The organism is Actinokineospora auranticolor, from assembly GCF_002934265.1.
Classification (GTDB): domain Bacteria; phylum Actinomycetota; class Actinomycetes; order Mycobacteriales; family Pseudonocardiaceae; genus Actinokineospora; species Actinokineospora auranticolor.
Genome location: NZ_PTIX01000016.1, coordinates 146,808 through 169,331, shown reverse-complemented (window position 1 = coordinate 169,331; position 22,524 = coordinate 146,808). Strand labels below are relative to the sequence as shown.

Here is a 22,524-nt window from a genome sequence, read left to right as displayed (position 1 = left end):
CACTACCCGGCCTACACGATGGGCAGAGCCGCGGAGATGCTGGGAACCACACCGGGGTTCCTGCGCAGCCTGGACGAGGCGGGGCTGATCGAGCCGCAGCGCTCTGCCGGCGGACACCGCCGCTACTCCCGTCACCAACTGCGCATCGCGGGGCGCGCCCGCGAACTCGTCGACCAAGGCGCCGGCGTGGAAGCCGCGTGTCGCATCGTCAGCCTGGAGGACCAGCTCCAAGAAGCACGCGCTCTCAACGAGGCGCTCGCGCCGTCCGAACAGGACAAGCCACCACAGCACGATCTCTGACGTGGCCACGGTCACGACCGGCCCTGGCTGTTGGTGGCCGCTGGTGATGAGTGGCCGGTGGGTGAACTGGCGTCGCGGTCACGGATCAGGTGGGCAGCGATCTCCTCGCTGATCGGAGGACGACCTGGCGGTTTCGGTAGCCGCCACTTCCCGGCCAGGAGCCCGCACGACAGTCGACAGCCAAAGACCACCGATCAACGACCCGAGTTCTCGACCAGCGCAGGGATCCGAACGCCGGCGTGATGACCTCAGCGTGCCGCAAACGCCCGATCGAGGCCGCCATGCGGGACACGACGATCTTGGGGCAGGGCACCCTGCCCCGGTTTGGCACCGCACAGGGCCCCGAGTCGGTGACACGTGCCGGTATCGTCTCGTCGTCCCTGAGGAGCGGGCGCAGCGCGGGCAAGACCTCCCTCGATCACCGAACCACCGCCTGGAATCCGGCTCACCTCCCGTGGCAACACGTTCGACCAGGACAGGCGACCGGTGTCGCGCGTCACCGGCAGACGCAGTCCCGGGACAGCGCGGAAGCCTCGGTGGCGGTGCAGTAGCGAACGCCGATGGGGTCGTGGTCGCGCCACGGGTGGGGGCACACGGCACAGCTGTCGACAGCGGCCTCCAGCAGGGCGGTCCTCGGTTCAGAGGCGGGCATGGGGGTACTCCGATGATCGGTGTTGGAACGAGAGGACGCGGGGGTTCAGGATGGTTCCCCCGCGGATCTCGATGGCACGTCGGATGGTCTCGTTGGAGTCCCAGGCGCCGGTGAGCACCGGGCGCAGGTGCGGGAGGAGCGCTTCGCTGATCTCCCAGGTCGCGGAGTTCCACAGGTAGGACGGGCTGTGGTCCACACCGTAGTGGCGCACGTGGTCTCCCAGAAGGAAGTCCGGTTGTGCGAACGAGGTGGGGCGCGCCCACTCGAAGCCCATACCCGTGTCGCAGGAGACGTCGACGACCAGGGTGCCGGGGGCCAGGACGGGCAGGTCGTCGTTGGTGAGGAACATCAATGGCGTGTCGGTGTCCTGGAGCACGCAGTTGACGATGATGTCGTGTTCGGCGAGGAATGCCGCCAGCGGTACGCGGCCCGCTGCGGTGACGGCGTGGTGCCCGCGTCGGGAATCGGTGTCGCCGTGGTCGAAGTGGATGATCCGCGCGGAGTGGATCGGCGAGCTGACGGCCGCGACACCGCGGTTGGTGAGGATGTCGACGTCGTGCACCCCGAGCGCGTTGAGGGCCGTCACGGCGCCTCGTGCGGTGGCCCCGAACCCCAACACGACGGCGCGCAACCGCCGCCCGTAGTCACCGGTCGAGCCGAGCAGCCGCATGGCGTGCAACACCGAGCAGTAGCCCGCGAGCTCGTTGTTCTTGTGGAAGACGTGCAGGCCGAACGAGCCGTCGGAGTTCCAGTGGTTCATCGCCTCGAAGGCGATGAGCGTCAGCCGTCGTTCGACGGCGTGCTGGGTGAGCTCCTCGTCCTGGACGCAGTGCGGCCAGCCCCACAGCACCTGTCCTTCCCGCAGCTGCGCGACGTCGGCGGCGAGTGGCTTCGGCAGCAGGATGACATCGCATTCCGCGATGAGTTCCGCGCGTGAGCGCAACCCCGCGACGGACGCCGCGAGTTGATCGTCGAAGACGCCGAAGCGTTCCCCGTAGCCGCGCTCGAGGTAGACACGGTCCCGCAGGTCCGCATCGATCCTGTCCAGGTGTCGCGGGTGGAGGGGAAGTCGGAGTTCGTCCTCCTTCCGGGACCGGGCGATGACGCCGAGGCTGAGCTGATCCACGTGTGTCCTGTCCTCTGTGGGCGGTGCCGCCACGACGGGCCGCGGTTGCCTGATCCGGTGGCCTCGTCAGGCAGGGTCGGGCCCGATCGCCGCAACAGTCCTTCGCGGACAGATCGAGACGTGGCGGAGCCCCGCCGATCACCGGTTCGAATCCTGCCGACGGGAGAACGCGAGTCCCTCGCCGGGCACGGCAACGGGCTTCTCGTCGAAACGCGCCGTTCACCGGTCCTCGGGTCGAGGTGACACCGGGGTCCAGGGCACGTGCTCACGACACTACACCCCTCCGCCGAGAATCTTCGCCCCACTTCGCCGCGGGCAGGCGACCGGCGCTCGGGCAAGCGTTGCCGCGCCCGCGCTGGTGGATCACGTTCGCTTGAGCCGGAAGCCCGCGTTCGTCGGATGTTCGAATGGCGGTCAACGCACGGTAGGCGGCCAAGGACATGGCCTTGGAGACCGCCGTTGGCGGGCTGTCGTCATCACCCGCGGTGCGCGTCACGTGCGAGAACCGTCCCCGGCTCATGGCGTCACACGGGCCTGGAGGGCGTAGGCTCCGCTGTGTCGAGTTCACCTCGTGCGACCGCGGTCAAGCGGGCGCCGTCCTCGGCGTTCTGACTGCCGGTCGCGCGTCGACCGGGGACGGGAGCCTGCCCGATGTCGGGCTCACGCGTCGCCTCGTCGAGGTCATCGTTCGTCGGCAGAGTGGTGCGTGCCGGATCCGGCAACACCTCTCCCCCGGTCCTGACGGCCGTCCCGGGCAGGCTGCTCGGCGCCGTCCCGGTGCGTTCCCCGCTCCGGGACGGGGAACTCGACCGCTGGGCGGACGAGGGCGGTCGAGCCGCTGCTCGCGACACCTTCTGACCTTCTACGTCACCACCGCCCCAGGACCCCGGACGGTGCCACAAGCACACCAGTCCGAGGAGTCACCGCCATGCTGACCACCGCCCGCGAGCCGGTCGCCGATCCCACGAACCAGGACTTGGCGCTGGTCGACGCTTATTGGCGCGCGGCCAACTACCTCTCGGTCGGGCAGATCTACCTGCTGGCCAATCCACTGCTTCGGGAACCGCTGCTGGCCGAACACGTGAAACCTCGGTTGCTGGGGCACTGGGGGACCACCCCAGGGCTGAACCTGTTGTACGCGCACATGAACCGGCTCATCCGCGCTCGTGACCTCAACGTCCTGTACGTGACCGGCCCGGGGCACGGTGGCCCGGCGCTGGTGGCCAACGCGTACCTGGAGGGCACCTACAGCGAGGTGTACCCGGACATCGGCGAGGACGAGGATGGCTTGCGCGCGCTGTTCCGCCAGTTCTCCTTCCCCGGGGGCATCCCCAGCCACGTGGCGCCGGACACACCGGGCTCGATCCACGAAGGCGGGGAACTCGGCTACGCGCTGGTGCACGCGTTCGGCGCGGTGTTCGACAACCCGGATCTCATCGCGTTGTGCGTGGTGGGAGACGGGGAGGCGGAAACCGGCCCGCTCGCGGCGAGCTGGCACTCGAACAAGTTCCTCAACCCGGTGACCGACGGCGCGGTGCTACCGGTGCTGCACCTCAACGGCTACAAGATCGCCAATCCCGCGGTGCTGGCCCGCGTCCCCGCGGCCGAGCTCGCCGCGCTGATGCGCGGCTACGGCTACGAGCCGCACTTCGTCACCGGCGACGACCCGGCCGAGGTCCACCGCCTGCTGGCCGCGACGCTGGAGGAGGTGCTCGGCGACATCGCCGCCATCCAGCACGCCGCCCGCGGCGGGGCGGTCGCGGACCGGCCGGTGTGGCCGATGATCGTGTTGCGCACCCCGAAGGGCTGGACCGGCCCGAAGAAGGTCGACGGCGTCCAGGTGGAGGGCACGTTCCGGGCCCACCAGGTTCCGCTGTCGCGGACAAGGGCGAATCCGGCGCACCGCGCACTGCTGGAGGAGTGGCTGCGCGGCTACCGCCCCGAGGAGCTGTTCGACGACACTGGGCGGTTGCTGCCGCACCTGCGCGCCCTGGCGCCGACCGGCACCAGGCGGATGAGCGCCAACCCGCACGCCAACGGGGGCAGGCTGTTGCGCGAGCTGTCGATGCCGGACTTCCGCGACCACGCCGTGCCGGTCGGTCGTCCCGCGGTCGAATCCAGCGAGGCGACCCGCGTGCTGGGCGGGTTCCTGCGCGAGGTCGTCGCCGCCAACACCGACCGGTTCCGGATCATGGGTCCGGACGAGACGGCGTCCAACCGCCTCGACGCGGTGCTCGAGACGACCAACCGCGCGTGGAACGCGATCACGGTGGCCGGTGACGACCACCTCGCGCCGGACGGGCGGGTCATGGAGGTGCTCTCCGAGCACCTGTGCCAGGGCTGGCTGGAGGGCTACCTGCTCACCGGCAGGCACGGGTTGTTCAACTGCTACGAGGCGTTCATCCACATCGTCGACTCGATGCTCAACCAGCACGCCAAATGGCTCAAGACCAGCCGCGGCATCCCCTGGCGGGCGCCGATCGCCTCGTTGAACTACCTGTTGTCCTCGCACGTGTGGCGCCAAGACCACAACGGATTCTCCCACCAGGACCCGGGGTTCATCGACCACGTGGTGAACAAGAAGGCGGAGATCGTCCGCGTCTACCTGCCGCCGGACGCCAACACGCTGCTGTCGGTGACCGACCACTGCCTGCGCAGCAAGGACTACGTCAACGTCATCGTCGCGGGCAAGCAACCCGCGCTGACCTACCTGGACATCGACGCCGCCATCGCGCACTGCGCGCGAGGGCTGGGCATCTGGCCGTGGGCGGGCACCGGCCACGGCGAACCGGACGTCGTGCTCGCGTGCGCGGGGGACGTACCCACGCTGGAGGCCGTGGCGGCCGCGGACCTGCTGCGCACCCACCTGCCCGCCCTGCGGGTGCGGGTGGTCAACGTGGTCGACCTGATGCGACTGCAGTCGGAGACCGAGCACCCGCGCGGGCTGTCCGATGTGGACTTCGACGCGATCTTCACCACCGACAAGCCGGTGGTCTTCGCCTTCCACGGCTACCCGTCGCTGATCCACCTGCTCACCTACCGCCGCACCAACCACCGCAACCTGCACGTGCGCGGCTACCAGGAGGAGGGCGCCACGACCACCCCGTTCGACAACGTCATGCTCAACGACCTCGACCGGTTCCACCTGGTCATGGACGTCATCGATCGCGTCCCCGGATTGGGTGAGAGCGCCGCCGGGCTGCGCCAGGCGATGGTCGACAACCGGGTCGCGGCCCGCAGGCACACCCGGGAGCACGGCGAGGACGACCCGGCGATCGCCGGGTGGACCCTGCGGTCCGGGAACTGACGTGCGGGTCCTGGTCACCGATGCCGAGTCGGCGAGCCTGAAGCCGCGCCTGCTCGACGACGAACTGGTCGAATGGCCTCGCTTCCCAGGCGGCGCCCTCGGCCTGGAGCACAACCGGTCCGCGCGCGCCGACACCCGTGGCACTCCATCTGGATCGGTGATGCGAACCTTCGTGATCACCGCCGGGGAAGACCTCCTGAGCGCCCAGGAGACACGCGCTCCGCGTCCGGTCCCGGTGCCGAACGAGACACTCCGATGACCGCGGCGAAGACCGACGAGGTGGACCGGCGGAGCGGATCGGCGACCGAGGTGGTGACCGCGGCGGCCCGCTCCACGGCGGAGGTCCTGCGGGATCTCGGCGTCACCGCCGATCAGGGCCGCACCCGGGCCGACGTTGTCCAAGAGCAGGCCCGGTGGGGGCTCAACGCGGTGTCCTCGCACCGCGCCAGGCTGTTGCCGGTGCTCTGGCACCAACTCCGCTCCCCGCTGCTCGGGCTGTTGCTGGCGGCGGCCTTGGCGTCCGCCCTGTTCGGGCAGCGCGGTGACGCGGTCATCATCGCCGCGATCGTGGTCGTGTCGGTGGGGCTGGGCTTCGCCAACGAGTACCGCGCCGAGAAGGCCGCCGAGGCCCTGCACTCCCGAATCCGCCACGAGACCACCGTGATCCGCGAGGGCACCCGGTCGCGGGTGGACGTCACCGTGCTCGTGCCCGGCGATGTGCTGGAGCTGCGCCTCGGCGACATCGTCCCGGCGGACCTGCGGCTGCTGTCGGCCACCGGTCTGGAGTGCGACGAGTCCGTTCTGACCGGCGAAGCACTGGCCGTGGACAAGTCCACCGGCCCGGTGCCGCCAAACACCCCATTGGCGGAGCTGTCCAGCGCGGCGTTGATGGGCACGGTGGTCAGGGCGGGCTCGGGTGTCGGCGTCGTGGTCGCCACCGGCGCCCGCACCCGGTTCGGCTCGATCGCGGCGGGACTCGACACCCACCCGCTCGACACCGAGTTCCAGATCGGCCTGCGCGAGTTCTCCATGCTGCTGGTCTACGTCGCCGGGTCGCTCACCGCGGCGATCTTCGCGGCGAACCTCCTGCTGGACAAGCCGTTCCTGGACGCGCTGCTGTTCTCCCTGGCGATCGCGGTCGGCATCACCCCGCAACTGTTGCCTGCCGTGGTCTCCACCAGCCTCGCCGCCGGGTCGCGCCGGATGAGCCGCCGCCGGGTCCTGGTGAAGCGGCTGGTCTGCATCGAGGACCTGGGCAACGTCGACGTGCTGTTCACCGACAAGACCGGAACCCTCACCCAGGGCCGGGTCCAGTACATGCGCGCCGTCCCCGCGGCCGTCGACACCCCGGACGAGGTCCTGCGGTGGGGCCTGCGGTGCACCGAGGCGTCCGCGCGAGCCAGTGGCGGCAGCCCGTTGGACCAGGCCATGTGGTCCTCGCCCGCCGCGACGGGGCTGGGTGCGGTCTCGGCGGTGCGGGAGCCGACGGCGGTGTTGCCCTTCGACCACGACCGCCGCATGGTGTCCGTGCTCACCCGCGCTCCGTCGGGTTCGTCAACCCTGATCACCAAGGGCGCTCCCGAAGCCGTCCTGGACCGCTGCGTGGACGTGCCGTCCGGGGCGCGGACCGCGCTGGCCGCCGAGTTCGCCGCGGGCAACCGGGTTGTCGCCGTAGCCACACGGCCCGCCGATGACCTGTCGACAGTCACCGCCGCGGACGAACGGGACCTGCGCCTGAGCGGCTTCCTGGTCTTCCTCGACCCGCCCAAGCCCGACGCCGAGACCGCACTGCGCCGCCTGGCCGATCTCGGCGTCGCGGTGAAGGTCGTCACCGGCGACAACGCCGCGGTGGCCGTCAAGGTCTGCCGCGACCTCCGACTGGCCACGGGGGGCGCGCTCACCGGTACCGACATCGATGCCCTCGACGACGAAGCCCTCGCCGCCGCCATCCCCGACACCACGGTGTTCGCCCGCGTCGGCCCGGAGCACAAGGCCAGGATCGTGCGGGTCCAGCGCCACGGCGCGGGCGCTGTGGCGTTCCTCGGCGACGGGGTCAACGACGCGCTCGCCCTGCACGCCGCCGACGTGGGCATCTCGGTCGACTCGGCCACCGACGTCGCCAAGGACGCCGCCGACGTCATCCTGCTCGACAAGGACCTCGGCGTGCTCGCCGACGGCGTCGTGGAGGGCAGGCGCATCTTCGCCAACACCATCAAGTACGTCCTGATGGGCACCTCCAGCAACTTCGGCAACATGGCTTCCGCCGCCGGGGCATCGTTGTTCCTGCCGTTCCTGCCGATGCTCCCGTCGCAGATCCTGCTCAACAACCTGCTCTACGACACCAGCCAGCTCGCCATCCCCACCGACAACGTCGACGCCGAACAGCTGCGCAGACCGGCGCACTGGGACATCGCGTTCATCCGCCGGTTCATGCTGCGCTTCGGCCCGCTCAGCTCGGTGTTCGACTTCGCCACCTTCGGCCTGATGCTCTGGGTCCTGCACGCCGGGCCCGAGCAGTTCCACACCGGCTGGTTCGTCGAGTCGCTGGCCACGCAGGCGCTGGTGATCTTCGCGATCCGGACCAGGACCGTCCCGTTCTTCCGCAGCCACCCCAGCCTGCCGCTGACCCTGGCCGCGCTCGGCGTGGTCGTCATCGGTGCGCTGCTGCCCGCGACACCCCTGGCCGGTGCCCTGGGCTTCCGTCCGTTGCCCCTGGCCTTCTACGCCGCCCTGGCGGCCATGGTGGTGGGCTACCTCGTCCTGATCGAGATCGGCAAGCGGTCCTTCTACCGCGCAGCCGGGCCCGTCGCACCGCGGGTCGTCCCCCCGCGCGGTCGCGGGCTGCGGCGGCGCGCGCGGCCCTTCAGCACCGTTGGCCCCGTACCACGACGAACAGGAGTTCCCCGATGAACGACCTCATGTCCCGCCTGCCGGTGGTCGCCGGTGTCGACGGTTCGGTTTCTGCCGCCCACGCCGCGCAGGACCTCCGACGCGGTGCCCGCACTGGTGGAAGAGTCCGCCAAGGCGTGCCTGGTCGTGCTCGGCTCCCGGGGGTTGGGCGGGTTCAGCGGCATCTTGATCGGGTCGACCGCCGTCGCGCTCACCGCGCGCGGGAAGTGCCCGGTCGCGGTGATCCGCGGCCGGACCGAGGACGGGGCGCCTCCCTCGACCGGTCCCGTGGTGGTCGGGGTCGACGGCACGCCCACCAGCGAGCCCGCGCTGGCGGTGGCCTTCGAGCAGGCGGCCTCCCGCGGCGCGGACCTGGTCGCCGTGCACGCCTGGACCGACTTCGCCTCGATCACCGCCCACACCTACGCCCACCAGTCCGCTGTGGACTGGGACGCCATGGAGAACCGCGAAGGCGAGGTACTGGCCCAGCAACTGGCGGCGTGGCGGGAGAAGTACCCGGCGGTGACCGCGCGCCAGGTCGTCAGCCGCGACCGACCGGTGCGCAGTCTGCTGGACAACGCCGAGAACGCCCAACTGCTGGTGGTCGGCTGCCGCGACCACGGCGGGTTCACCGGCATGCTGCACGGCTCCACCAGCCAGGCCCTTATCCACCACGCGTCCTGCCCGCTGGTCGTGGTCCACGTCACCGCCGCGCGATGACCGGCCGACGCCGGTGACCGTCGCCCACGCCAGGTCAGTCGACGACAGCCGCAAGGCGACCGGCGCGGACCTCGACCGCGGGCTGTCGGTCCAGGAGGCGCGGGCCCGGCTCGACCACTCCGGCCCCAACGAGCTGCCGCCACCCCGCCGACGCGGTGCGCTGGTCCGGGTGGCGGGTCAGGTGCACCACCCCCTGATCTACGTCCTGCTCGGCTCCGCCCTGGCGACCGGCCTGCTCGGCGGCATCGTGGACGCGAGCGTGATCCTGGGCGTCGTGGTGGTCAACGCCCTGATCGGCTTCCTGCAGGAGGGCCGCGCCGAGCGGGCTCTCGACGCGCTGGCCGCGGCGACGCGGACCAAGGCCACCGCGATCCGCGACGGAGTCGCCACCGAGGTCGCCTCGACCAACCTGGTGATCGGTGACCTGGTGCTGCTCGACGAGGGCGACCGCGTGCCCGCCGACCTGCGGCTGGTGTACACCCGCGAGCTGCGGATCGACGAATCCGCCCTCACCGGCGAGTCCCGACCGGCGGCGAAGGACCCGCTCGACCTGCCCGCGGCGACCGAACCGGCCGACCGGACGAACATGGCCCACGCGGGCACCCTGGTGACCTCCGGCGGCGGACGCGGCGTGGTCGTCGCGACCGCCGCGGACACCGAGATCGGCCGGGTGCACCACCTGGTCGCCGTGACCGGCCGGTGGACACGCCGCTGACCCGGAAACTGGCCCGCTTCAGCGGCGCGCTCACCATCGTGGTCCTCGCCCTCGCCGGACTCGGCGCGCTGGTGGGCACGCTGCGCGGGCAACCGGCCGTCGAGGTGGTGACCGCCGCCGTCGTCGCGCTGCGCCGCGGGCCATGGGGTCTGCTGGTCACCGGGTCGATGCTGGCGATGTACGTGCTGGAATGCCTGAGCATCGCCGTCGACCAGTGGTTCGGCGCGCACGCCGATCCCGCCTCCCCGATCACGTCGGCCGCGCTGACACCGGTGTTCGCCGTCGCGGCGGCACTGATCGCGGCCCCGCTCGCCGCGTACCTGCGGCACGTGGACCGGGACCCGATCGGAGTCGCGGAAGTCTGAAGTCCCCGACCGGCTGAACGCGAGGCGGCGATGCGTGGGCAACGCCGCTCGCGCCGGCGACGGCGTGCCCGACGGGTACCGGCACGACCCGGCCTGACCGATGGCCCGCCTGCCCCCCGCGGTCTCCCTCGGCGTGCGAGTGCCGCGGAATCAGGATGGTGTGGGCAGCGCGGTTGCGGGCCAGTCGAGCAGCCGGGCGCCGAGGACGGCGACATGCAGGGTGATGCGGACACCGGTGTCGGCAGGCTCCAGTCCGGTGAACTCGCGGATGCGGGCCAGCCGGTAGGTGACCGCCCGCACCGACAGGTGCAGTCTGCGTGCGGTCTCGGCGGTGTTGCCGCCCGCGTCGAGGTAGGCGTCCAAGGTGCCGAGCAGTATCGCCGCGCCGCCCCGGGCATCCGCGAGCGGGCCGAGAGTGGTGAGGATGAGATCGGCGATGGCGGTCCGGTCACGGAGCAGGACCCGGTAGACGAGCAGGTCGACGGCCGCGACGACCGGGGTGTCCATCCGCAGGAGCCCGGCCAGGGTGAGCGCGTCGCGGGCTTCCTCGTAGGCGAGCAGCACCCCCACCGGGCCGGGGCGGACGCGACCGACGCCGATCTGCCACGCCCCGCCTTTCATCGTCGTGGCACGAGGACCGAGCACACCGCGCATGGCCGCGACGATCCGGCCGACGGCGTCCGCGGCGTTGACGGTCCCGACGACGACGAGCAGTCCGTCTTTGCTCGCCACGAGCGCCGGTGGCGAGCCGCGCCCGCTCAAGGCACTCTCGACCCGGTTGAGCTGGGCGCTGCCTTCGGTGAACGCCGTGCTCGCGCGGGCGAGGACGACCGTGTGCGGTCCGGTGAGGTCGAGCCCGAACCCGGCGGCGCGGGCGAGCAGCCCGGAGACGTCGGAGCTGCCGGTCAGCAGGTCGTCGATGAACTCCCGCCGGGCGGCCTCCTGCCTGCGGATCACCGCCTGCCTAGCCATCTGGTGGCCGTCGCTCACCGCGGTGACCGCCTCGCCCGCGGCGCGCATCACCGTTTCACCCACCGCCTGCACCAGGGCGAGGGTGGGCACCGCCGCGGTGACGGCGGGCAGGTACCGCCACAGCCGCCAGGTGACCGACAGGTAGAGGTCGATCAGGGCAGGCAGGGGCACCCCGGCGTCCGCCGCCTCGCCGCCGAGGCGGCGGTAGCCCTCCAGTTCCGTCCGGTTCAACGCCGTTCGGGTGGCGCTGACGCGGGTCAACGCCGAGACGTAGTCGCCGAGCAGGGCGGCGTCCAGGCCGCCTGACTGCGCCACGGCCGCGCCGGTCAGCCCCGCCACGTCGACCTCGGACACCGAACCGGGACCACGCGCACCACCTGCCCTCGGATCGATCGGCACTGCGATCATCTCCTTCGTCGAGCCCCAGGTGCGGCGGCGACGTTGCCCGGTTGCGGAAACCGATCAGCGGTCAACTCGGCCTGGTTGGGCCGTGACCGCGCACGTCACGAAGCCCACTATGGGGTCAAGTCAAACACCGGGGACAAACCACCGCCTGCCGGATCACCCGGACGGCCCCGGGCGCCGGATGTCCGCGCTCCCCCGCGGTTGCGCGCGAACACCTGCCGGTCAGCACCGCTCGACGACCGACGAAGGGAACCCGATGACCCACCCCCGCTCCCCGGACATCGTCCACAGCGGACACACCGTGCTCGGCGCACACGTCCCCGCCACCATCAGCGCGCGGCTCCGCCTCGGCAACGGGTTCACCGCCGCTGAACGCCCCGGCATCGTCAAGCGCCTGTCCTCGCTGGACCACGCCCTGGGCGCGTACGACGTCTCGACGGTCGAACTGGAGCTGTCGACCAAGGATCGAGACCTCCCGGGGCAGGCCACCACTCTGCAGTGCAGGCTCGCCGGACGGCCACGGCTGGTGGCCACCAGTTCGCAGCGGACACGCACAGCCGCGTTGATCGAGGTCCGCGACAACCTGCGCCGTCAGCTCGACGACCTGAAAGCGCGCACCGCGCCACAGCACGCGCGGCACCGCCACGGTGCCAGCCCCCTGTACTGGGGCTGACGAAAGGCGGGGTTCGAGCCATGGACGCCCCCGGGCGCTCCGCAACCCCGCCTCCTCCAGACCGTGGTCGACGTGTCCGCCGGGAAGAACAGCGCCCTGGTGCCGCCCTTCCCGGTCGACCTGCTCCGCTTCTCCGGAAAGGCCGCGGCGCCCGGTGTCGCGGCTCGCCGTCGCACCGCCCGCCGTCATCGAGCCCGCTTCCGCGACCGACGGCCCATCCATACCGGAGGACCCGCCGGCGCGGTTCGCCGACCCCGGCGATCGTCCACATCGGACTTCTCATCGGCTGGGCCCACCCAGGGTGCCCTCGCCTCCCCTCGACCACGACCGGCACCGGTGGTTGTGGTTTAGGGAAGGCGTGGCAGGGCATCCGAAGACCACAGCAGCCGCCCAGGACCCAGGCGACACCGGGTTCCGGGGAGTCGGCGCTTCGCGTCCGCCACGCGGATCCGCCCGTTCCCCTCGGGGGTCCGCTCCAAGCGCTTCCGCTGTCGCAGCGGCCGCTCCCGATTGCTTTTGCCTGGCGCCATCGCACACCTAGCGCACGATCGAGGAGACCACCGTGACGAATCCCGTCACCCCCGCGTCGAAGCCACAAACCCAGAACACCAACGCCGAGGTCGTCCCCCGCCAAGCGGACACGCGCGCACCGGACAGGGGAACAACCACCATCGCCGACACCGTGGTCCAGAAGATCGCGGGACTGGCCACGCGTGAGGTCGCCGGTGTGCACGCGCTCGGCGGCGGCGCGGCTCGAGCGCTGAGCGCGCTGCGGGAGCGCATCCCCGGCGCGACGGCCTCGGCGGGTCAGGGCGTCTCGGTCGAGGTCGGTGAGCGGCAGGCCGCTGTCGACCTGAACATCCTCGTCGAGTACGGGGTGTCCATCGCGGACCTGGCCAGGTCGGTCCGCCGCAACGTCATCGGCGCGGTGGAGCAGATGACCGGGTTGGAGGTCGTGGAGGTCAACGTCGCCGTCACCGACGTGCACATCCCGGACGACGACGAGGGTGCGGGCGCCACCGTCGTCCGGGTGCAGTGAGCCCGGAGATCGAGGCGACCGTCATCGCCGCCGCGGTGCGCGCCCTGCCGCAGGTGGCGGGCCCGCACCGCGGGCGGTACGGCGAGATCGCCACCTACCTCCCCGGGCATCGGATCGCCGGGGTCCGGGTGCGGACCGCCGAGATCACCGTGGGCGTGGTCGCGCGGTACCCGGCCACCGTCGCCGAGGTCGACTCGGCGGTCCGGGCGGCCGTCCGCGCAGCGGTCGGCCCGGCCCTCCCCGCGCTGCACGTGTGGATCGGTGACGTGGCGCTTCCCCGACCCCGTGCCACCTCTTGGCGGGCCGCGGCACTCGGGCCGCCGCGGCAACCCGAGCCCGGCACTCCGCAGCGGGATACGAGGGCCACCACAGCGAGGACGACAACGTGAACTCGACCACCACCGGCGTGCTCGCAGGCATCGCGCTCGGCTTCGCCGCCGCGTTCGGCGGATTCGGCGCCTTCATCCTCGTCCTGGTGCTCGGCGCGGCGGGGTTCGTCGTCGGCAGGGTGCTCGACGGCAAGCTCGACGTGTCCGCGCTGACCGGCCGTGGTCGGTCGTGAGCGCCGTGGGCACCGCTCCCCCGGTCCAACCGCGGGCACCAGGATCGTCGACCACCGCGAGCGAGCGGGGGAGCCTCACCATCGCCAACGGCGTCGTGGCGCGGATCGCCGCACGAGCGGCCACCGAGGCCCGCGGCGTCGGCGGGTCGGCCCACCGCCTGTTCGGTGTACCCGTCGGTGCGGAGCGCGCCGGGCGGGACGTCCAGGTCGAGGCGACTGTCAACGGCGCGACCGTCGCGCTCGACGTGCGGTTGTCGATGACCTATCCGATGCCGGTGCGCCGCGTCGCCGAGGATGTGCGCCACCACTTGAGCGGGCGGGTCCGCGCGCTCACCGGACTGATCGTGTCCAGGGTCGAGATCACCGTCACCGCCCTGCACCCCCAAGCAGCCACGACCGGGAGAGTCCGATGACGAGGTTCCCCCGGCGCGGCGCACCCGCGGTCCTCGTGGCCTTGGTCGTCCTCTCCGCTTGTGCGCTGGTCACGACAGTGGCGGTGCAGCGGGTCGTCGGGTGGACCCCGTTGGTCGACCCCGGCGCCGTGCTCGGCGCGTTGCGCGCCGCGCGGTGGACCGATCCCGCCGTCGTCGCCGCCGCCTCGGTGTGCGTGCTGGTGGGCGCGGGTCTCCTGCTCTGCGCGCTGCTGCCCGGCACCCCCACCGTCCTACCGCTGCGCGACGACGACCCGCGCATCGACCGCGCGGTGCGTTCCGGCGCGACGCGCAAGAGCGTGCGACGCGTCCTGCGCTCCGCCGCGTCGTCGGTGGACGGCGTGGCCTCCGTCCGGCTCCTGCTCACCGGCCGCGCGGTCACCGCGACCGCCACGACCCACCGCGCCATCACCGACGGGCTCGCCGACGCCGTGCGCGCGGCCATCGAGGACCGGCTCGACCGGATCGGGCAGGCAGGCCGCCCCGCGGTGGGCGTCCGGATCCGGAGGCGGGGGCGGTGAGCGGCCACGAGCGGCCGTCGAGGCTCAACCGCGCCCTGCTGGCGGCCACCGGCCTGCTGCTGCTCGCCGCGGGCGGGTTCGCCCTGGCCACCCGGTTCGCGGTGCTGGACGTGCTGCCGCCGGAGGGCCACCTCGTCCCCGGTTCCGCGACTGCGCCGACGTGGGTCTGGTACACCACCGCGGCCTGCGGAGTCGTCCTCGGTCTGCTCGCCATCCGCTGGCTCGTCGCCCAGGTGATCCGCAAGCCGAAGACCCACACCTGGCGGTTCGACACCGACACCGGTCGCACCGACCTGTCCGCGAGCACGGCCGTCGGACCGCTGCTCGCCGAGGCCGAGACCTATCCCGGGGTGCACACCGCACGCGGCACCCTCGCCGGGACCCGCGACAACCCGACCCTCGTGCTGGTGATCAGCACCGAGCAGGACGCCGAGCCCGCCGCGATCCGGCGCGCGCTGGCCACCCGGGGGGTGCCCCGCCTGTGCCGGGTTCTCGACCTCGGCGACCTGCCCACGACCGTCGAGTTCCGCTTCACCGACGAACCCGCTGCGCGATTCGCCGCATCCCCGGCCGACTCGGGCGACGACCTCCGCGCGCACGCCACCGGGGGGCCGGGAGTGCGGACCGACCAGGTCGCGCCGCTCACGGAGAACCATTCCACAGCGGACCCGGAAGCGGTACGACCGAGATGACACCGAACCGGACCAGCGCCAGGGACGACCCGACAACGCGAACCGGATGCCGGTGGACGGTGAAACCCGCTGACGGCGCGCGGGGCTCTGTCGACAGGGCCTGGGGTGGCCGCCCTCCAGCGACTCGGCGATCGAGTCCCCCTGGTCGCCGACATGGCCGCGTCCGGGATACCGGTGCGGCACGTCTCCGTCAACCCCGACACCTGGAACCGGACCGAGCACAGGCTCGTCGTATCACCATGATCGGGCGGGACCGGGTCGGGACACCCCGCCCACTGGTGCTCCCGCGGCGCAACGGCACGCACCGGGTCGGCGAGACCCGCAAGTACGTCGACCCGGAACTACAGGTGTACCGCCTGCGCCCGGCTGACCTCGACCGCACCGCCCACAAGGACGCACAACCCGCCCGCTCGAACCTGATCCACGCGACACCCGAACCCGCCCCGCGGGCATCGCGGGACGGATCGGTCGCGGCGTGGACAGTCCACACTGGACGCCCTCCGAGGTTGGAGGGTGACCTCGATGTGGCCATGGCGTCGCACTGCCCCGTGACAAGTGGCCCGTCGAGTTCGCCCTACGGCCGCTGTGTCCCAGGACTCGCCGCATGCGCCGGGGAATCACCGGGTTCGGGATGCGGTGCGCGGTACAGGTCGAATATGCGGTCCAAGCCTGTCAGCGCCAGTGGTCTGGTCACCGCGGCGCTGTCGGCGACCAACCGCAGGCTGGTCCCGCAGGCGGCGAAGGTGGCGTAAGCGCGGGCGATGACGTTCGCGCCTGCCCCGTCGAGGGATGACACGGTGCGCAGGTCGAGGACGAGCCCGGTCGCGCTCGGCACCGCACGCAGGTCGATCTGCGCGCGTGCGAGTGCTTCGGCCAGGGTCGGTGCGGCGGTGGTGTCCAACGCACCGGAGATCTGGATGTGCATTTCCGCGCCGCTCGCACCGGTTTGCCAGGTGATCGTGAGGCGGAGCAGGGCGCTGCCGCCGAACGCCCCTTCGCGGGGCGCTACCTGCGAGACGGTCTTCGACCGCTTCCGCCTGGGAAGCGTACCGCTGCCGCGACGGGCCTCGATCTCATCGGGGAGCAGAAAGGGGAGGAGATTCGATTCCACGATCAGCTCCTGACCTTCCGAACGCCGTGTGGGCGGCCGGAGGTGTGAAGAGATCGCCGTCAGTGCGGGATCTGGGCACATACCGACGAGAGGCCCCGAGGGTAGCCCCATGGCGGCGATCGCGCACGACGCTCCGGCCGCAGAGCACGGGCGTCCCCGGTTCACCGCCCTGCGCGGCGCCCGCGGCACGCGCGCCGCGTAAGGTTGGAGCGGGTCGAGCGGAGGGCTCATGGTGGAAGACCGGTTCCGGCGGTTGCGGACCTTGCTGACCGCGCGCCGAGCGGACCAGTCCGCGTCGGTGGTGAGCCTGGTCTGCGAGTTGTGCGTGGCGGAGCTGTCGATCTCGGGGGCGGGTGCGACCGTGGTGAGCCACCTACCGGGTGACGAGAGTGCCGGCATGGAACGCGGCTTGGTCTACGCGACGAACCCGGTCAGTGCCGGGTTGGAGGACCTCCAACTGACCGTCAACGAGGGGCCGTGCCTGGACGCGTTCGCCTCGGGTGGTCCGGTGCTGGTGGCGGACCTGGCGGCCGAGGGCGCGCGGTGGCCCGCGTTCACCCCGGCGGCGTGCGAGCTGGGCGCGGCGGCGGTGTTCTCCTTCCCGTTGCAGGTCGGCGTGGTCCGGTTGGGTTCCCTGGACCTCTACCGCGACGAGACGGGTCCGCTGGGCAGGGTGGAGATGGCCGACGCGCTGGTACTGGCCGACCTGGCGACCCAGGGGGTGGTGGCCGACCTGGACGGCCACGACGTGCACGACCTGAGCTGGTTGGCCGACCCGCACCTGGAGTTGCACCAGGCCGCGGGGATGGTCCAGGTGCAACTCGGGTCGACCACCGAAGTGGCGCTGTTGCGGTTGCGGGCGCACGCGTTCTCCAGCGGGGTGCCGCTGGCCGAGGTCGCGCGCCAGGTCGTGGCCCGCACGTTGCGGTTCACCGAGGGCGAGGACGGGCCATAATGCGTGGTGAGGAAAGGTCGACTGGATGAGCATCGCCCGAGATCAGCAGCTCGCGAGCACCTTCGTGACACTGGCCGACACCCTGGTCGCGGACTTCGACGTGCTGGACTTCCTCGGACTGCTCACCGAGCGCGCGGTGGACCTGCTCGCTGTGGACGCCGCCGGGGTTATCCTGTCCGACCAGCGCGGGGGGTGGCGTCCGGCCGCCGGCTCCTCCGAACACGCGCACCTGGTCGAGGTGTTCTCCGCCCAGACCAGGCAGGGACCGTGCCTGGACTGCGTGCGCGGCGGTGTCGTGGTGGCCAGCGCGGACCTCACCGACGACAGCGGACGCTGGCCGGAGTTCGCCCCGGCCGCGGTAGCCGCGGGATTCCGGGCCGCGTGCGCGGTACCCATGCGGCTGCGCGATGACGTCATCGGGGCGCTGACGCTGCTGAGCACCGCGCCGGGGGCCATCGACGAGCCCAGTGTCACGCTGGGTCAGGCACTGGCCGACGTCGCCACCATCGGCATCCTGCAGCAGCGGGCGATCCGCCACGAGGCGATCGTGTTCGAACAGCTCCAAGCGGCCCTGCACCACCGCACGGTCGTCGAACAGGCCAAAGGCGTACTCGCCCAGGTGGCCGGGCTCGGCATGCACGAGTCCTACACCGCACTGCGGGAGTACGCCCGCGCGAACCAGCGCAGGCTGTCCGCGGTCGCGAGCGAGGTCGCCACCGGCGTCCTGGCCCCCAGCGCCCTGCTCGACGCCCCGTCCACCGGGTCGGGGTCCACTGAAAGCACCCGCTAGGAGGCTGCTCATCACGGACAAGTCCCGCGCCCTGAGCGCGACTTCGCGAGAACGGCGGGTCTCCCGCACCTTCGTCACGCTCGCCGACTCCCTGGTAGGCGACTTCGAGATCGCCGAGTTCCTCGACCTGCTCACCACCAGGACCGCGGAACTTCTGTCGGTGGGGGCGTCGGGGGTCATCCTGCGCGCGCCAGACGGCAACCTCGAGGTGCTGTCCAGCACCTCGAGGCAAGCGGACCTGCTGGAGCAGTTCGCGGTGCAGGTCGACAGCGGCCCGTGCATCGACTGCGTCCGCACCGGCATGCCGGTGAGCTGTGCCGACCTGGCGACCGACGGACCGCGGTGGCCCCGGTTCACCGCCGCCGCGCGGGAGTGCGGGTTCAGCTCCGCGCACGCGATACCGATGCGGTTGCGCAAAGAAGTCATCGGCGTGTTGAGCCTGCTGGGCACCGAGCCGGGCGCGCTCGACGACGAGCGCCTCGCGTTGGGGCAGGCGCTGGCCGACGTGGCCACCATCGCCATCCTGCAGCACCGCGCCATCGAGCACGGGCAGCAACTGTCCACCCAACTGCAAACCGCGCTCGACAGCCGCGTCGTCATCGAGCAGGCCAAGGGGATCCTCGCCCAACACGGCTCCCTGACCATGGACGAGGCGTTCACCGCACTGCGCGACCACGCCCGCTCACACAGCCAACGCCTCGCCACCCTGGCCACCTCCGTCATCGCGGGCGAGACCGACCTCGACACCATCCGCATCCCCGGTCCACGCCGGGGCGAACGACGACCGTGACCCCCGCACGCCGGCGGACCGGCTTGTTTGCGCCACGCTCCCAGCGGAAACCATCACGGTGAACGACAAGTTGACCGAGTCCCCGGCGACGCCGGACTCGGGAGGGCTCACCATGTCCGCTCCACCCACCGCGAGTGGTGCTGTTGCCCACTACACTCCGCCGCACAGCGACTTCGCCGCCCTGATCGGCGTGGTGCGCCGCGCGGCCTGCTCGACCGCCGCCGCGGCTACTACGCGGTGACGATCAGCCTCACCCTGCTGCTCTTCGCGGTCGGGTGCACCGGGTTCGTGCTACTGGGCGACTCGTGGTGGCAGCTGGGTACAGCGATCTTCTTGTCTGTCGTGTTCACCCAGCTCGCCTTCCTCGGCCACGATGCCGGGCACGGGCAGATCCTGCGCTCCAGGAGCGCCGACGACCGGGTCGGCCGGTTCATGGCCGTTCTCGTCGGGATCAGCTACGGCTGGTGGATGGGCAAGCACACCCGCCACCACGCGAACCCCAACCACGAGGACCAGGACCCGGACCTCGATATCCCCATCCTGGCCTTCACCCGCGGCCAGTCCCTCGATCGCGGCGGGTTCGTGCGCTGGACGGCGGAGCACCAGGCCGTGCTGTTCTTCCCCCTGCTCCTGTTGGAGGGGTTGAGCCTGCACTGGTCAGGCATCCGGGCGGTCTGGCACGGCGGGATCAAGGCTCGGCGGTCGGAGGCGGTGATGCTGGTGGCGCACATCGTGGGCTACCTGGCAGCGGTGTTCCTCGTGCTGTCCCCACCTGTGGCGATCGCGTTCATCGCCGTGCACCAAGGGTCTGTTCGGTGTCTATATGGGATGCTCCTTCGCGCCCGGGCACAAGGGGATGCCCACCTACACCGACGCGACCGCGTTGGACTTCCTCCGCAAGCAAGTCCTCAGCAGCCGCAACGTTCGGGGCGGCCTGTGGGTCGACGTCGCACTCGGTGGGCTCAACCATCAGATCGAACACCACCTTCTCCCCAGCATGCCGCGCGTCAACCTCCGCCGCGCGCAACCCCTCGTACGCGAGTTCTGCGAACAACGCGGCATCGAATACGCCCAGTGCGGTCTCCTGGGTACCTACCGCCACGTCCTGCGCCACCTCCACGAGGTTGGGCGCGCCCTGCGCGCCCAGGACGCGGGCCACTAGTTCGCAGGCGCGGCGGCCACGCGGGCGAACGCCTCGTTCCAGTGGATCGGGTCGCAGTCCACGACCGGGAACCGCGCACGTGTTGGTCCGCGCGCTTCCCACCGGGGTGCTCACGGCGTCCGCCCTGGTCAGACGGGTCGCCGCCCTGCTGCGCGCGGCCAGGTTTCGCGGTCACCGGGCCCCTCGCCGCGGCGCCGGTGCTTGAACACCGGCAATAACGGGTACTCTCCACTTAAGTGCCAAGCGCGAGCTCGAACCCGCTTCCCGACTTCGTATCGGCACTCCGACCGTTCGACTTCCCAGGCGCGCAGCCGCGCTCGCCACGTCGTCCACTCGGACGCCCTTTTTTCGGACGCGATGACTCGCGCAAACGATTGGCCAAAACTCTGTGACTACCGCTCTCGCACCTCGACCGCCCGCTGAACGCCGCTCCCCCGAACCGATGCTGGCCGGGGAGAAGAGCGCCACGGAGAACTTTCTGGTCAAGCTGTTCGCCGTGGTCCCGTTGCTCGCGGTGGCCGCCGCCGTGCCGCTGGCGTGGGGCTGGGGGTTGTCCTGGGTCGACATCGGGCTGGCCGCCGGCTTCTACTTCCTCACCTGCCTCGGGGTGACCGTCGGGTTCCACCGCTACTTCACCCACGGCGCGTTCAAGGCCAACCGGGGTCTGCGCGTGGGTCTGGCCGTGGCGGGCAGCATGGCCATGCAGGGTCCGGTGGTGGGCTGGGTGGCCGACCACCGCCGCCACCACGCCTTCTCCGACCGCGAGGGCGACCCGCACTCGCCGTGGCGGTTCGGCACGTCGCCCGCCGCGCTGGCCAAGGGCTTCTGGCACGCCCACATGGGGTGGATGTTCGACCGCGACAAGACCAACCCTCGTCGCTTCGCCCCCGACCTGCTGGCAGACCGCGACATCGCCCTCGTCGACCGGCTCTTCCCCGTGCTGACCGTCGTCACCCTGCTCGGGCCCGCCCTGCTCGGTGGCCTGATCACGATGTCGTGGTGGGGCGCGGCCACCGCGTTCTTCTGGGCCGGTCTGGTCCGCGTCGCCCTGCTCCACCACGTGACCTGGTCGGTGAACTCGATCTGCCACCTGATCGGCGACCGGCCGTTCGCCGCCCGCGACAAGTCCGCCAACTTCTGGCCGCTGGCCATCCTGTCCTGCGGGGAGTCCTGGCACAACTCCCACCACGCCGACCCCACCGGTGCCCGCCACGGCGTCCGGCGCGGGCAGCTCGACATCTCCGCCCGGGTCATCTGGGTGTTCGAGAAGCTCGGCTGGGCCACGAACGTCCGGTGGCCCAATCCCGAGCGGCTCGCCCGGCTCGCCAACGCGGGCGTGGCCACCGGCAGCAGCACTCGATGATCATCGGGTACCTGCTCGCCGCGCTGGCCACCTTGTCCTCCGGCAGCGGATCGGTCCTGGAATCGGCGGCGGTCCGGCGCGCCAAGGCGTTCCTGGGCGGGGCCTCCGCCCTGACCGGGCTGCGCCGCCAACCGCTCTACCTGCTCGGTCTCGGCGTCGACCTGCTCGGTTTCGCACTGGCCGCGCTCGCTCTGCGGCACCTCCCGCTGTTCCTCGTCCAAGCCATGCTCGCGTTCAGCGTCGGCGTGACCGCGACGATCTCCGCCGTGCTGGGCGCCCGCCTCGCCGCGACCGGCTGGGCGCTGCTCGGGCTCGGGGCGGTCGGTCTGGGCATGCTCGGCATCGCCGCGGCACCGAGCACGGCCGCGGCACTGCCGACCGCGGGCGTCATCGGCTTGCTGGCCACACCGTTCCTGGTCGCGGTGGCGGGCAGCCACGCCAAGCGCCGCGCCGCGCCGTGGTCTCCTCACGTGCTCGCTTTCGGCGCCGGGGTCGCGTTCTGCGCGGTCGGCGTGTCGGCCCGGACCCTGGCGGTCCCGGACACGGCGTGGCTGCTCGTGCTGCAACCGTCGCTGTGGGCCCTCGTGCTCAACGGCGCCGTGGGCGCCGCCCTGTTCGCCCTCGCCCTCCAGCACAGCGCCGCGACGACCGTCACCGCCCTCATGTCCACCACCAACACCGCGCTCTCCGCGCTGATCGGCGTGCTCGTGCTCGACGACCACGTGCGCCCCGGCTTCACGGCCGTCGCCGTCATCGGCTTCGCCGCGGCGGTCGCCTCGGCGATCGGGATCGCGCGCCACACGGCGGCTGCTCCCGCGTCCGCCATGACGAGCGATCCGCGGCGCCCGCGGCTCGCTTCGCACCCGGGATGAGCCACTCGCGCCCACCGAGGACCGTGGCCACATCGGACACAGCCGCCCGCGTGGGAGAGCCGGTCACCGCGGACTCGCGACCGCGCAACCGCTCGTGCCCCGCACGCCCCAC

Annotated in this window: 24 protein-coding genes and 1 pseudogene; 21 read left to right on the top strand and 4 right to left on the bottom strand. The window is 71.6% G+C overall.

All coding sequences use genetic code 11. The features are described from left to right. Window positions 1-300 (top strand): MerR family transcriptional regulator (locus CLV40_RS25600; RefSeq protein WP_104481542.1); only part of this gene is annotated, 300 nt, incomplete at its 5' end. Between the two features lie 496 nt (window positions 301-796). Here CLV40_RS25600 and CLV40_RS38345 read toward each other — a convergent pair. Then, window positions 797-952: an RGCVC family protein gene (locus CLV40_RS38345; protein WP_181043736.1), complete on the bottom strand. Its 156-nt coding sequence runs from the start codon at window positions 950-952 to the stop codon at window positions 797-799. Then, entirely contained in the window at window positions 939-2,078 is a 1,140-nt protein-coding gene (locus CLV40_RS25595) for a N(5)-(carboxyethyl)ornithine synthase (protein ID WP_104481522.1), read from the bottom strand. Before CLV40_RS25595 ends, CLV40_RS38345 begins: the two co-directional genes overlap by 14 nt. 651 nt (window positions 2,079-2,729) lie before the next feature. Between CLV40_RS25595 and CLV40_RS37460 the strand changes: the two genes are divergently transcribed. The 7 genes from CLV40_RS37460 (at window position 2,730) to CLV40_RS25565 (ending at window position 10,074) form a co-directional block, all read left to right on the top strand. Beyond that, complete coding sequence (locus CLV40_RS37460) at window positions 2,730-2,936, top strand: hypothetical protein (protein WP_146108244.1); 207 nt, start codon at window positions 2,730-2,732, stop codon at window positions 2,934-2,936. 70 nt (window positions 2,937-3,006) lie between these two features. Then, window positions 3,007-5,385: a phosphoketolase family protein gene (locus tag CLV40_RS25590; protein WP_104481521.1), complete on the top strand. Its 2,379-nt coding sequence runs from the start codon at window positions 3,007-3,009 to the stop codon at window positions 5,383-5,385. A gap of 1 nt (window position 5,386) precedes the next feature. After that, complete coding sequence (locus tag CLV40_RS25585) at window positions 5,387-5,644, top strand: hypothetical protein (protein WP_104481520.1); 258 nt, start codon at window positions 5,387-5,389, stop codon at window positions 5,642-5,644. Continuing rightward, the gene (gene mgtA, locus CLV40_RS25580) at window positions 5,641-8,295 is read left to right on the top strand and encodes a magnesium-translocating P-type ATPase (protein WP_104481519.1); all 2,655 of its coding nucleotides are present in this window, start codon (window positions 5,641-5,643) and stop codon (window positions 8,293-8,295) included. Before CLV40_RS25585 ends, mgtA begins: the two co-directional genes overlap by 4 nt. Window positions 8,296-8,379: 84 nt before the next feature. Beyond that, the gene (locus CLV40_RS25575; RefSeq protein WP_245931567.1) at window positions 8,380-8,994 is read left to right on the top strand and encodes a universal stress protein; all 615 of its coding nucleotides are present in this window, start codon (window positions 8,380-8,382) and stop codon (window positions 8,992-8,994) included. A 13-nt stretch (window positions 8,995-9,007) separates the two neighbouring features. Continuing rightward, complete coding sequence (locus CLV40_RS25570; protein ID WP_104481517.1) at window positions 9,008-9,709, top strand: HAD-IC family P-type ATPase; 702 nt, start codon at window positions 9,008-9,010, stop codon at window positions 9,707-9,709. Beyond that, window positions 9,694-10,074 (top strand): hypothetical protein, encoded by a 381-nt coding sequence (locus CLV40_RS25565; RefSeq protein ID WP_104481516.1) that lies wholly within the window; start codon window positions 9,694-9,696, stop codon window positions 10,072-10,074. Before CLV40_RS25570 ends, CLV40_RS25565 begins: the two co-directional genes overlap by 16 nt. Before the next feature lie 150 nt (window positions 10,075-10,224). Here CLV40_RS25565 and CLV40_RS25560 read toward each other — a convergent pair whose 3' ends face one another. Then, window positions 10,225-11,400 (bottom strand): PucR family transcriptional regulator, encoded by a 1,176-nt coding sequence (locus tag CLV40_RS25560; protein WP_219824109.1) that lies wholly within the window; start codon window positions 11,398-11,400, stop codon window positions 10,225-10,227. 307 nt (window positions 11,401-11,707) lie between these two features. Here CLV40_RS25560 and CLV40_RS25555 point away from each other — a divergent pair, with 307 nt between their 5' ends. The 7 genes from CLV40_RS25555 (at window position 11,708) to CLV40_RS25525 (ending at window position 15,369) form a co-directional block, all read left to right on the top strand. Further along, entirely contained in the window at window positions 11,708-12,124 is a 417-nt protein-coding gene (locus CLV40_RS25555; RefSeq protein ID WP_104481514.1) for a hypothetical protein, read from the top strand. A 562-nt stretch (window positions 12,125-12,686) separates the two neighbouring features. Beyond that, complete coding sequence (locus CLV40_RS25545) at window positions 12,687-13,163, top strand: Asp23/Gls24 family envelope stress response protein (protein ID WP_104481513.1); 477 nt, start codon at window positions 12,687-12,689, stop codon at window positions 13,161-13,163. Next, window positions 13,160-13,552 carry a hypothetical protein gene (locus CLV40_RS25540; protein ID WP_219824108.1) on the top strand — a complete coding sequence of 131 codons (393 nt, stop codon included), beginning with the start codon at window positions 13,160-13,162 and terminating at the stop codon, window positions 13,550-13,552. Before CLV40_RS25545 ends, CLV40_RS25540 begins: the two co-directional genes overlap by 4 nt. Further along, entirely contained in the window at window positions 13,549-13,725 is a 177-nt protein-coding gene (locus CLV40_RS38340; protein ID WP_181043735.1) for a hypothetical protein, read from the top strand. The genes CLV40_RS25540 and CLV40_RS38340 overlap by 4 nt, the downstream gene beginning before the upstream one ends. Then, complete coding sequence (locus CLV40_RS25535) at window positions 13,722-14,138, top strand: Asp23/Gls24 family envelope stress response protein (RefSeq protein WP_342752304.1); 417 nt, start codon at window positions 13,722-13,724, stop codon at window positions 14,136-14,138. Before CLV40_RS38340 ends, CLV40_RS25535 begins: the two co-directional genes overlap by 4 nt. Next, window positions 14,135-14,677, top strand: a complete 543-nt coding sequence (locus CLV40_RS25530; RefSeq protein ID WP_104481512.1) for a DUF6286 domain-containing protein — start codon at window positions 14,135-14,137, stop codon at window positions 14,675-14,677. The genes CLV40_RS25535 and CLV40_RS25530 overlap by 4 nt, the downstream gene beginning before the upstream one ends. After that, window positions 14,674-15,369 (top strand): Asp23/Gls24 family envelope stress response protein, encoded by a 696-nt coding sequence (locus CLV40_RS25525; protein ID WP_342752303.1) that lies wholly within the window; start codon window positions 14,674-14,676, stop codon window positions 15,367-15,369. Before CLV40_RS25530 ends, CLV40_RS25525 begins: the two co-directional genes overlap by 4 nt. Window positions 15,370-15,943: 574 nt before the next feature. Here the strand turns inward: CLV40_RS25525 and CLV40_RS37455 are convergent. Beyond that, entirely contained in the window at window positions 15,944-16,480 is a 537-nt protein-coding gene (locus CLV40_RS37455; protein WP_181043734.1) for an STAS domain-containing protein, read from the bottom strand. Between the two features lie 229 nt (window positions 16,481-16,709). On the opposite strand from CLV40_RS37455, the gene CLV40_RS25515 reads away from it, so the two are divergent. The 6 genes and pseudogenes from CLV40_RS25515 to CLV40_RS25490 all read left to right on the top strand — a co-directional run bounded on the left by CLV40_RS25515 (window position 16,710) and on the right by CLV40_RS25490 (window position 22,412). Next, window positions 16,710-17,435: a GAF and ANTAR domain-containing protein gene (locus CLV40_RS25515; RefSeq protein WP_104481511.1), complete on the top strand. Its 726-nt coding sequence runs from the start codon at window positions 16,710-16,712 to the stop codon at window positions 17,433-17,435. A 25-nt stretch (window positions 17,436-17,460) separates the two neighbouring features. Then, on the top strand, window positions 17,461-18,225 hold the full coding sequence (locus CLV40_RS25510) for a GAF and ANTAR domain-containing protein (RefSeq protein WP_104481510.1): 765 nt from the start codon (window positions 17,461-17,463) through the stop codon (window positions 18,223-18,225). Continuing rightward, a complete protein-coding gene (locus CLV40_RS25505; protein WP_342752305.1) occupies window positions 18,209-19,015 on the top strand; it encodes an ANTAR domain-containing protein in 807 nt (268 codons plus the stop codon). Before CLV40_RS25510 ends, CLV40_RS25505 begins: the two co-directional genes overlap by 17 nt. 112 nt (window positions 19,016-19,127) lie before the next feature. After that, window positions 19,128-20,177 (top strand): annotated as a pseudogene (locus tag CLV40_RS25500) (fatty acid desaturase family protein). Between the two features lie 442 nt (window positions 20,178-20,619). Then, the gene (locus tag CLV40_RS25495) at window positions 20,620-21,540 is read left to right on the top strand and encodes an acyl-CoA desaturase (protein WP_104481509.1); all 921 of its coding nucleotides are present in this window, start codon (window positions 20,620-20,622) and stop codon (window positions 21,538-21,540) included. Beyond that, a complete protein-coding gene (locus CLV40_RS25490; RefSeq protein ID WP_181043733.1) occupies window positions 21,537-22,412 on the top strand; it encodes a hypothetical protein in 876 nt (291 codons plus the stop codon). Before CLV40_RS25495 ends, CLV40_RS25490 begins: the two co-directional genes overlap by 4 nt. Window positions 22,413-22,524: the final 112 nt, after the last annotated feature.